Annotated in this window: 6 protein-coding genes; all 6 read right to left on the bottom strand. The window is 74.1% G+C overall.

The window, feature by feature from the left end; genetic code table 11:
• Positions 1-337: 337 nt before the first annotated feature.
• Entirely contained in the window at positions 338-1,618 is a 1,281-nt protein-coding gene (eno, locus tag FA014_RS14850) for a phosphopyruvate hydratase (protein ID WP_154730431.1), read from the bottom strand.
• Between the two features lie 97 nt (positions 1,619-1,715).
• Positions 1,716-3,104, bottom strand: a complete 1,389-nt coding sequence (gene pntB, locus FA014_RS14845; protein WP_154730430.1) for a Re/Si-specific NAD(P)(+) transhydrogenase subunit beta — start codon at positions 3,102-3,104, stop codon at positions 1,716-1,718.
• A gap of 1 nt (position 3,105) precedes the next feature.
• Positions 3,106-4,668 (bottom strand): Re/Si-specific NAD(P)(+) transhydrogenase subunit alpha, encoded by a 1,563-nt coding sequence (locus FA014_RS14840; RefSeq protein ID WP_154730429.1) that lies wholly within the window; start codon positions 4,666-4,668, stop codon positions 3,106-3,108.
• A gap of 169 nt (positions 4,669-4,837) precedes the next feature.
• Positions 4,838-5,509, bottom strand: a complete 672-nt coding sequence (mazG, locus tag FA014_RS14835) for a nucleoside triphosphate pyrophosphohydrolase (protein ID WP_230323199.1) — start codon at positions 5,507-5,509, stop codon at positions 4,838-4,840.
• Positions 5,506-6,060 carry a hypothetical protein gene (locus FA014_RS14830; RefSeq protein WP_154730428.1) on the bottom strand — a complete coding sequence of 185 codons (555 nt, stop codon included), beginning with the start codon at positions 6,058-6,060 and terminating at the stop codon, positions 5,506-5,508. The genes mazG and FA014_RS14830 overlap by 4 nt, the downstream gene beginning before the upstream one ends.
• 115 nt (positions 6,061-6,175) lie before the next feature.
• Complete coding sequence (gene mfd / locus FA014_RS14825; protein ID WP_154730427.1) at positions 6,176-9,841, bottom strand: transcription-repair coupling factor; 3,666 nt, start codon at positions 9,839-9,841, stop codon at positions 6,176-6,178.
• Positions 9,842-9,909: the final 68 nt, after the last annotated feature.

The following is a 9,909-nucleotide window of genomic DNA, read 5'->3' as shown; positions in this document are numbered from 1 at the left end:
GCGACCGCGGCACGCTCGCGGTGCGGGGCGCCGCCTTCCGGGGCGCCGGGGTGCGGGGGGCGGTGCCCCGCCGGTCGTCGCCGCGGGTCGCGTCGTCGTCGGCGCCGGTGCGGGGCGCGGCGGGACGACGAGGGGCGGGCATGACCCCGATTGTGCCCCGCCACGTGTCCCCGCACCCGCAGGCGGCCCGGCCGTGTCCGCGCACGCACACGATCCCCACACCCGCGGCCGCGGCCGACGTCGCGCCGGTCCGCCGGCGCAGCCGCCGGGCCCCGGACGCGCCGGAGGCCGGCGACCCCGTGCGGGGTCACCGGCCTCCGGTCGAGAGCCTGAGGGCTCAGGCCTTCCAGCGCGGGAAGGCCGACAGGCCGGCGTAGCGGCCGGCGTCGTCCAGCTCCTCCTCGATGCGGAGCAGCTGGTTGTACTTGTTGATGCGCTCGCCACGGGCCGGCGCACCGGTCTTGATCTGGCCGGCGTTCGTCGCGACGGACAGGTCGGCGATCGTGACGTCCTCGGTCTCGCCGGAGCGGTGCGAGGTCATCGTGGTGAAGCCGTTGCGCTGGGCCAGGGTGACGGCGTCCAGCGTCTCGGTCAGGGTGCCGATCTGGTTGAGCTTGACCAGCAGGGAGTTCGCGGCCTTGAGCTCGATGCCCTTGGCCAGGCGCTCCGGGTTGGTGACGAACAGGTCGTCGCCGACGATCTGCACCTTGTCGCCGACCTTGCCGACGAGCTCGGACCAGGTGCCCCACTCGTCCTCGGACAGCGGGTCCTCGATGGACACCAGCGGGTAGTCCGCCACGAGCTGCTCGTAGAACGCGATCATCTCGGCCGGCGCGAGGGCCTTGCCCTCGAACTGGTAGGCGCCGTCCTTGAAGAACTCGGTGGCGGCGACGTCCAGGGCCAGCGCGACGTCCTTGCCCGGCACGAAGCCGGCCTTCTCGATCGCGACGAGGATCAGGTCCAGGGCGGCGCGGTTCGACTCGAGGTTCGGCGCGAAGCCGCCCTCGTCGCCGAGACCGGTCGACAGGCCCTTGCTCTTCAGCACGGACTTCAGGGAGTGGTAGACCTCGGCGCCGGTGCGCAGGGCCTCGCGGAAGGTCGGGGCGCCGATCGGGGCGACCATGAACTCCTGGATGTCGACGTTGGAGTCGGCGTGCGACCCACCGTTGAGGATGTTCATCATCGGCACGGGCAGCACGTGGGCGTTCGGGCCGCCGACGTAGCGGAACAGCGGCAGGTCGGCCGAGTCGGCCGCGGCCTTCGCGACGGCGAGCGAGACGCCGAGGATCGCGTTGGCGCCGAGCTTGCCCTTGTTCGGGGTGCCGTCGAGCTCGATGAGGGCCTGGTCGACCAGGCGCTGCTCGGTGGCCTCGAAGCCGATGAGCTCCGGGGCGATCTCGTCGATGACCGCGTTGACCGCGTCCTCGACACCCTTGCCCAGGTAGCGCGACTTGTCGCCGTCACGGCGCTCGACGGCCTCGAAGGCCCCGGTCGAGGCACCCGAGGGCACACCGGCCCGGGCGATGGTGCCGTCGTCGAGCGCGACCTCGACCTCGACAGTGGGGTTGCCGCGCGAGTCGAGGATCTCGCGGGCGCCGACGGCCTCGATGCTGGCCATGGTGCTCCTTCGTCAAACGGGTCGGTTTGCGACCTCAGCCTAGTGCGGTCCGTCCGGTGCGGCGGTGGGACCTTCGGCGACCGGACGGTGAACAGCGTCAGAGAGCGGCGACGATGCGCTCCACCTGGTCCTTCGCGTCGCCGAACAGCATCGCCGTGTTCTCGCGGAAGAACAGCGGGTTCTGCACCCCGGCGTACCCGGTGGCCATCGACCGCTTGAACACGATCACCTGCTTGGCCTTCCAGACCTCGAGGACCGGCATGCCGGCGATCGGCGAGCCCGGGTCGTCCAGCGCGGCGGGGTTCACGGTGTCGTTGGCGCCGATGACCAGGACGACGTCGGTCGAGGCCAGGTCGTCGTTGATCTCGTCCATCTCCAGGACGATGTCGTACGGCACCTTGGCCTCGGCGAGCAGCACGTTCATGTGCCCGGGCAGCCGCCCCGCGACGGGGTGCACGCCGAACCGGACCTCGACGCCCGCGGCGCGGAGCCGGGCCACCAGGTCGGCGACCGGGTACTGCGCCTTGGCGACGGCCATGCCGTAGCCGGGGGTGATCACGACGCTGGACGCGGACTTGAGCATCTCCGCCACCTCGGCGGCCTGCACCTCGCGGTGCTCGCCGACCTCGGTCGAGCCCGACGAGACGACGGTCCCGCCCTCGGTGCCGAAGCCGCCCAGGATCACGCTGACGAACGACCGGTTCATCGCGCGGCACATGATGTACGACAGGATCGCGCCGGAGGAGCCGACGAGGGCGCCGGTGACGATCAGCAGGTCGTTGTCCAGCATGAAGCCCGCGGCCGCCGCGGCCCACCCGGAGTACGAGTTCAGCATCGACACGACGACGGGCATGTCGCCCCCGCCGATCGCGGCCACGAGGTGCCAGCCGAGCGCGAGCGCGACGACGGTCATGAGCAGCAGCGGCACCAGCGACGGCGACGCCAGGAACCAGCCCAGCGCGCCGGCCGACGCGACGAGCGCGCCGAGGTTCAGCCAGTTGCGGCCGGGCAGCGTGAGCGGCGCGGACGACATCTTCGCCGACAGCTTGAGGTAGGCGACGATCGAGCCGGTGAACGTGACGGCGCCGATGAGCACGCCGAGGAACACCTCGACCAGGTGCAGCGCGTCGGCGTGCGCCTCGGTCAGGTAGGAGTTGATGCCGACGAGCACGGCCGCGGCGCCGACGAACGAGTGCAGCATCGCGATCATCTCGGGCATCTGCGTCATCTCGACGGAGCGGGCCCGCCAGGTGCCGACGGCGATGCCGATGATCAGCACCAGCGCGATGAGCAGCAGGGTCACGAGCGGGCTGCGCTCGGAGACGTCGACGCCGAGCAGGACGGTGGCGACGAGCGCGAGCGCCATGCCGACCATGCCGAGCAGGTTGCCCCGGCGGGCGGTCTCCTGCTTGGACAGCCCGGCGAGGCTGAGGACGAACAGGACGGCGGCGACGAGGTACACGCCCTGGGCTGCGGAGGTGAGCATCTCAGGCCTCCTCCTTCCGGAACATCCCGATCATCCGGTAGGCCACCAGGAAGCCACCGAAGATGTTGATGGCGGCGACCGCCGCCGCGGCGAACGCGAGCGTGGAGACGACCCAGCTGTCGCTGCCGATCTGCAGCAGCGCGCCGACCAGGATGATCCCGGAGATCGCGTTGGTCTGGGCCATCAGGGGCGTGTGCAGCGAGTGGCTGACGTTCGAGATGACGTAGTAGCCGACGAACACCGCGAGCACGAACACCGTGAAGTGCCCGGCGAACGCGGCCGGCGAGAACGTGATCGCCAGGGCGAGCAGCACGGCGCCCAGGGCGAGGCCGGTCATCTGACGCTGCCCGCGGCGGCGCGCGGTCTCGCGGGCGCGGCGGGCCTGCTCGGCGGGGTCGACCGGTGCCACCGCCGGAGCGGGCTCCGCGGCCGGCGCCGCGGACACCTGCACGGGCGGCGGCGGCCACAGCACCTCCCCCGCCCGGGTCGCGGCCATGCCGCGCTGCACCGGGTCGTCGAGGTCGAGGACCAGCGCCCCGTCCTTGCCCGGGGTGAGCAGCGTGAGCAGGTTCACCACGTTGGTGCCGAACAGCTGCGAGGTGTGCCGCGCCATCCGGCTGGTCAGGTCGGTGTAGCCGAGGATCGTCACGCCGTTCGCGGTGACGACCTTCTCCCCCGGCACGGTGAGCTCGCAGTTGCCGCCGCCGGACGCGGCCAGGTCGACGATGACGGAGCCGGGCCGCATGGCGGCGACCATCTCGGCGCTGATCGTGCGCGGCGCGGTGCCGCGGACCAGGGCCGTGGTGATGACGATGTCGGCCTTGGCCGTCTCCGCGGCGTACATCTCGGCGGTCAGCCGCTCCTGCTCGGCGGTCAGCGCCCGGGCGTAGCCGTCGGCGCTCACCTCCTGCTGGGCCGCGGCGGCCTGCACGAAGGACGCGCCCATCGACTCGATCTGCTCGCCGACCTCGGGCCGCACGTCGTACGCGCGCACCTGGGCGCCGAGGCTGCCCGCGGCACCGATCGCGGCGAGGCCCGCGACGCCCGCGCCGATGACGAACACCGTGGCGGGCGGGGTCTTGCCCGCGGCCGTGACCTGGCCCGTGAACATGCCGCCGAACTCCTCGGCGGCCTCGATGACCGCGCGGTAGCCCGCGACGTTCGACATCGTGCTGAGCACGTCGAGCGCCTGGGCCCGGGACACGCGCGGCACGGCGTCGAGGGCCAGGGCGGTCACGCCGCGCGCGGCCAGCGCCTCGACCCGCTCGGGGTGCGCGGCCGGCGCCAGCATCGAGACCAGCGTCGCGCCCGGGGTCAGCGCGGCGACCTGGGCGTCGGCCGGGGCGTTCACGGTCGTCACCACGTCGCTGGCCCAGACCTCGGCGGCGGCGCCGAGCGCGGCACCCGCCTCGGCGTACGCGGCGTCGGGGAAGCTCGCCGCCTCCCCCGCGCCGTGCTCGACCACCACCTCGTAGCCCAGCTTCGCGAGCCGGCCCACGGTGGCGGGCGTGGCGGCCACGAGCCGCTCGCCCGGCCGGGCCTCCTTCGGGACGCCGATGCGCATCGACCCCTCCTCGTCCGGTGTCGCGGTGCGCCCGCCGTCAGCGGCAGGGGGCACCGGGCCGCGGGTGCACCCCGAGCCTCGCCCATCCTGGTGCCCGGGGCTCGCCGGGGGCCCGGACCTTCGGCCCGGCGCGCCGCGGTCGGGCGGGGTCGGGCGCGGTCGGGCGCGGTCAGCCGCGCTCGGCCGCCCGCAGGTCCCGCTCCCAGGCCGCGGTCGCGCGGCGGAGCTCGCCCTCGGCGTCGAGACCGGCGGCGCGGGCCTCCTGCACGAGCGCGAGCAGCCGGGCGCCGAGGTCGGCCGCGCCGTCGCCGGGCGTCCCCGGTGCGGGCGCGGCCTGCGCCAGCCCGGACCGGTCCGCCCGCGCGGCGATCTTCTGCGCCCGGGCGAGCGCCCCCATCGCGAGGGGCACGCCGTCCAGGACGGACTCGCGCTGCTTCTCCTCGCGCTTGATGGCGTCCCACTGCCGGTTCACGCCGTCGGCGTCCGCCACCCGGGCGTCGCCGAACACGTGCGGGTGCCGCCGGACCAGCTTGGCGACGAGGTCGGCCGCGACGTCGTCGACGTCGAACGGCTCCGCCGGGTCCTCCTCGGCGATCCGCGCGTGGAACACCACCTGCAGCAGCAGGTCGCCGAGCTCCTCGCGCAGGTGCGCCCGGTCCCCGCCCTCGACGGCCTCCGCGACCTCGTAGGCCTCCTCGAGCACGTACGGCACCAGCGACGCGTGGGTCTGCTCGGCGTCCCACGGGCAGCCACCCGGGGAGCGCAGCCGGTCCATCACCGCGACGAGCCGCCGCAGCGGGTCCGCGACGGCGGTCGGGTCGACGGGGACGGCCCCGGTCACGGCGCGGTGGTCGCCGCGGTGCCGTCGGCGGACACGATCCACGGGTAGGCCGTCGTGCCGACGGTGCCCAGCTCGTCCGCGGTGCCGAACCGCGGGTTGACCGTGAAGTCGATCGACCCGAGGTCCTCCTGCAGCGAGGCCAGCAGCGTGTCGGCGTCGTCGGCGCCCTGCATCGCCTGGATCTCGAGCAGGTACCGCATGACGGCCACCGACGTCGGGGAGAACTCCTGGCCCGCCTCGCCGCCCGCGGCCGCGACCTGCTGGTCGAGCGCGTCCGCCGCCTGCTCGTCGGAGACGGCGACGCCGGCGTCGGCGGCCGCCGCGGCGACCGTCGGCTCCTGGATGAGCACGCCCAGGATCGCGGACGAGGTGACGCCCTGCAGCACGGGGCCGAGCTCCTCGGTCGCCGTCTCGACGTCGGCCGTCGGGATCGACCGGCCGTCGACCACCGCCGCCGCACCGGGCCGCCCGCCGCCGCACGCGGCGAGCACGCCCGCCACCGCCAGCACCCCGACGGCGGACACCGTCCGCCGGACCGTCTTCCGCGTCACCGCACACCTGGCCTCTCGTCGCTCTCCGTCGCCCGACCGGGCCCATCGTAGGGGCCGGTCCTGGGCCCGGGGCCAGGACCGGCCCCGACGCGCGGCCGAGGCCCGGCGGGCGGGCTCAGCGCGCCGCCGTGCCCACCCCCGCCGCGGCGGACACGTCGCCCAGCACGACCGCGTCGATCAGCTGCCGCGCCCAGGACATGATCGCCTCGCCGTGCAGCGGCTTGCCGCCGATCCGCGCGGTCGTCGGGAACGGCACCAGCACGGTGCGCAGCGCGGGCTTCAGCACCGACCCCGGGTACAGCCGCTTGAGCCGCAGCTGCGCCGACTCCGGCAGGTCGACCGGCGCGAACCGCACGAACTTGCCCTGCGCGGTGATGTCGGTGAGCCCGGCCGTGCGGGCGTGCAGCCGGAACCGGGCGACCGCGAACAGGTTGGTCACGGCCTCGGGGATCGGGCCGTACCGGTCCACGAGCTCGGCGGCGATCTCCTCGAGCGTCTTCTCGTCCGCGGCGGCCGCGAGCTTGCGGTACGCCTCCAGGCGCAGCCGCTCGTGCGCGATGTAGTCGTGCGGGATGTGCGCGTCGACGGGCAGCTCGACGGTGACGTCGGGCAGCTCCTCGGGCTGGTCGCCGCGGTAGGACGCGACGGCCTCGCCGACCATGCGGATGTACAGGTCGAAGCCGACGCCCTCGATGTGCCCGGACTGCTCGCCGCCGAGCATGTTGCCGGCGCCGCGGATCTCCAGGTCCTTCATCGCGACCGCCATGCCGGCGCCGAGGTCGGTGTTCGCGGCGATCGTCTGCAGCCGGTCGTGCGCCGTCTCGGTGAGCGGCTTCTCCGGCGGGTACAGGAAGTAGGCGTACGCCCGCTCGCGGCCCCGGCCGACGCGCCCGCGCAGCTGGTGCAGCTGGGAGAGGCCGAGCCGGTCGGCGCGCTCCAGGATCAGCGTGTTCGCGTTGGAGATGTCCAGGCCGGTCTCGACGATCGTCGTGCACACCAGGACGTCGAACCGCTTCTCCCAGAAGTCGACGATCACCTGCTCGAGCTGGTGCTCGTTCATCTTGCCGTGGGCGACCGCGATCCGGGCCTCGGGCACGAGCTCGTTCAACCGGGCCGCGGTGCGCTCGATCGACTCGACCTTGTTGTGCACGTAGAACACCTGGCCCTCGCGCAGCAGCTCGCGGCGGATGGCGGCGGAGATCTGCTTCTCCTCCCACGCACCGACGAAGGTCAGCACCGGGTGCCGCTCCTCCGGCGGGGTCGCCAGGGTGGACATCTCGCGGATGCCGGTCACCGCCATCTCGAGCGTGCGCGGGATGGGGGTGGCGGACATCGCCAGCACGTCGACGTTGGTGCGCAGCGCCTTGAGCGTCTCCTTGTGCTCGACGCCGAACCGCTGCTCCTCGTCGATGATGACCAGGCCGAGGTCCTTGAACCGCACCTCGCCGGTGATGAGCCGGTGCGTGCCGATGACGACGTCGACGCTGCCGTCGCGCAGGCCGTCCACGACCGCCTCGGACTCCCCCTTGGTCTGGAACCGCGACAGCGCCTTCACCGTCACCGGGAACCCGGCGTACCGCTCGGAGAACGTGTCGAGGTGCTGCTGCACGAGCAGGGTCGTCGGCACCAGGACCGCGACCTGCTTGCCGTCCTGCACGGCCTTGAACGCCGCACGCACGGCGATCTCGGTCTTGCCGTAGCCGACGTCGCCGCAGATCAGCCGGTCCATCGGGATCGGCTTCTCCATGTCCCGCTTGACCTCGTCGATCGTCGCCAGCTGGTCGGGCGTCTCGACGTAGGCGAACGCGTCCTCCAGCTCGCGCTGCCACGGCGTGTCCGGGCCGAACGCGTGGCCGCTGGTCGCCATCCGGGCGGAGTACAGCCGGATGAGCTCGCCGGCGATCTCCTTGACCGCCTTGCGGGCCCGGCCCTTGGTCTTGGCCCAGTCCGAGCCGCCCATCTTGTTCAGGCTGGGCGCCTCGCCGCCGACGTACTTCGTGACCTGGTCGAGCTGGTCGGTCGGCACGAACAGCCGGTCGCCCGGCTGCCCGCGCTTGGACGACGCGTACTCGATCACCATGTACTCGCGGGTGGCCGCGGCGGCGCCCGACCCGACGGTCCGGGAGATCAGCTCCACGAACCGGCCGACGCCGTGCTGCTCGTGCACCACGAAGTCGCCCGGGCGCAGCTGCAGCGGGTCGACCACGTTGCGGCGCCGGCTGGGCATCTTGCGCATGTCGCGGGTCGACGCGCCCGGGCGACCGGTGAGGTCGGACTCGGAGAACACCGCGAGCCGCAGGTCCTCGGACACGAACCCCGGCCCCACCTGCGCGGGCATCACGAGGACGACGCCGCCCTCGAGCTCGCCCTCGAGCGCCGGCACCAGGCGCGCGGGCACGTCGGCGGCGCGGAGCTGCTCCGCCATGCGCTGCGCGGGCCCGTGGCCCTCGGTGGCGAGCAGCAGCCGCCAGCCGTCCTGCTGCAGCCGGCGCACGTCGGCGACCGCGCGGTCCACCTCCCCGCGGTACCGCTCGACGTCCCGGGCCGCGACGACGACCGTCTCGACGCCGTCGTCGGTGCTGCGCACGTCGTCGGCGGACACGGTGCCGTCCGCCGCGTCGACGGCGTCCGCGTCCAGCGTGAACGGGCTCAGCGTCCACCAGCCGAGGCCGCGCACGGCCGCGAGCGCCCGCACCTCGGCGAACGACGCGAACGAGGCGGCGGAGAGGTCGAGCGGCGTCGCGGCGCCGGCGGCGGCGGACGTCCACGCGGCCTGCAGGAACTCCTCGGTCGTGGCGACGAGGTCGTGCGCGCGGCGCCGGACCCGCTCGGGGTCGGCGAGGACGAGCAGGGCGTCGTCGGGCACCAGGTCGAGCACCGGGACCATCTCGCCGACGAGCGCCGGGGCCAGGGACTCCATGCCCTCGACCGCGATGCCCTGCGCGAGCTTGTCGAGCATGTCGACCGCGCCGGGCAGCCGCTCGACCAGGGACGCCGCGCGCTCGCGGACCTCCTCGGTCAGCAGGATCTCCCGGCACGGCGGCGCCCACAGGCCGTGGTTCGCGACCTCGAGGCTGCGCTGGTCGGCGACGGAGAACCAGCGGATCTCCTCGACGTCCTCGCCCCAGAACTCGATGCGCAGCGGGTGGTCCTCGGTCGGCGGGAACACGTCGAGGATGCCGCCGCGCACCGCGAACTCGCCGCGGCGCTCGACCATGTCGACCCGGGTGTAGGCGGCCGCGACCAGCCGCTCGGCGACGTCCGACAGGTCGGCGCGCTGGCCCACGTCCAGGGAGACGGGCGCCAGCTCGCCGAGCCCGGCGACGACGGGCTGGAGCAGCGCGCGCACGGGCATGACGAGGACCCGGATCGGCCCGGAGTGGCCGGGCTCGGGGTCCGGGTGCGCGAGCCGGCGGAACACGGCCAGCCGGCGGGCGACGGTGTCGCTGCGGGGCGAGAGCCGCTCGTGCGGCAGCGTCTCCCAGGACGGGAGCACGGCCACGTCGTCGTCCGGCAGGTAGCAGCGCAGGGCGGCGGCCGTCTCGTCCGCGTCGCGGCCGGTGGCGGTCACGACGACGAGCGGGCGGCCGGGGCGCTTCCCGCCGGTCGGGGCGCCGTCGGCGGGGACGCCGCCGCGGGCGCCGGCCAGCGCGGCCAGCAGGGGCGGGCGGATGCCGGCGGGCCCGACGACGTCGGCCTCGCCGCGGGACGGGACGAGGGAGACGGCGCGCGCGACGGCGGGGTCGGTGAGGAGGACGGGCAGCAGTCCGGCGACGTTCATGGGTTCCTTCCGGGGTGCCGGCGGCAGGGCGCGGTCAGCACGAGAACCCCGGATCCAGCGGACCCGGG

This window comes from Cellulomonas hominis (assembly GCF_005239125.1).
GTDB classification, from domain to species: domain Bacteria; phylum Actinomycetota; class Actinomycetes; order Actinomycetales; family Cellulomonadaceae; genus Cellulomonas; species Cellulomonas hominis_A.
The sequence above is the reverse complement of the archived record's forward strand: the minus strand, read 5'-3'. Positions and strand labels throughout refer to the sequence as shown.